Below are 767 nucleotides of genomic sequence, written 5' to 3' on the forward strand. Positions count from 1 at the left end.
AATGGCTTGCTCCAGGTTCTCGGCGCGCTCTCCCCGGATGCGATCGCTGTAGGCATTTGCTAAGTTATTTTGCGTCCTTGCCCACTGTTGGGGAAAGGCACTGCGGGTACGCACTTGTAAAGCAGCTTGGTAGGCAGCAATGGCTTGCTCCAGGTTCTCGGCGCGCTCTCCCCGGATGCGTTCGCTGTAGGCAATTGCTAAGTTATTTTGCGTATCTGCCCACTGTTGGGGAAAGGCACTGCGGGTACGCACTTGTAAAGCAGCTTCGCAGGCAGCGATGGCTTGCTCCAGGTTCTCGGCGCGCTCTCCCCGGATGCGATCGCTGTAGGCATTTGCTAAGTTATTTTGCATCGTTGCCCACTGTTGGGGAAAGGCACTGCGGGTATAAACTTGTAAAGCGGCTTCGCAGGCAGCAATGGCTTGCTCCAGGTTTTCGGCGCGCTCTCCCCGGATGCGGTCGTAGTAGGCACCCCCTAAGTTATTTTGCGTCCTTGCCCACTGTTGGGGAAAGGCACTGCGGGTATAAACTTGTAAAGCAGCTTCGCAGGCGGCAATGGCTTGCTCCAGGTTCTCGGCGCGCTCTCCCAGGATGCGATCGCGGTAGGCATTTGCTAAGTTATTTTGCGTCGTTGCCCACTGTTGGGGAAAGGCACTGCGGGTATAAACTTGTAAAGCGGCTTCGCAGGCAGCAATGGCTTGCTCCAGGTTCTCGGCGCGCTCTCCCCGGATGCGATCGCTGTAGGCATTTGCTAAGTTATTTTGCGTCC

At 56.3% G+C, this 767-nt stretch carries 1 protein-coding gene; it reads right to left on the reverse strand.

Annotated elements, in window-relative coordinates; genetic code table 11:
* Positions 1–767, reverse strand: a 767-nt coding sequence (locus tag AS151_RS20375) for a tetratricopeptide repeat protein (RefSeq protein ID WP_139240847.1), incomplete at both ends; no start/stop codon positions are given.

It is taken from the genome of Geitlerinema sp. PCC 9228 (genome assembly GCF_001870905.1).
Lineage (GTDB): Bacteria > Cyanobacteriota > Cyanobacteriia > Cyanobacteriales > PCC-9228 > PCC-9228.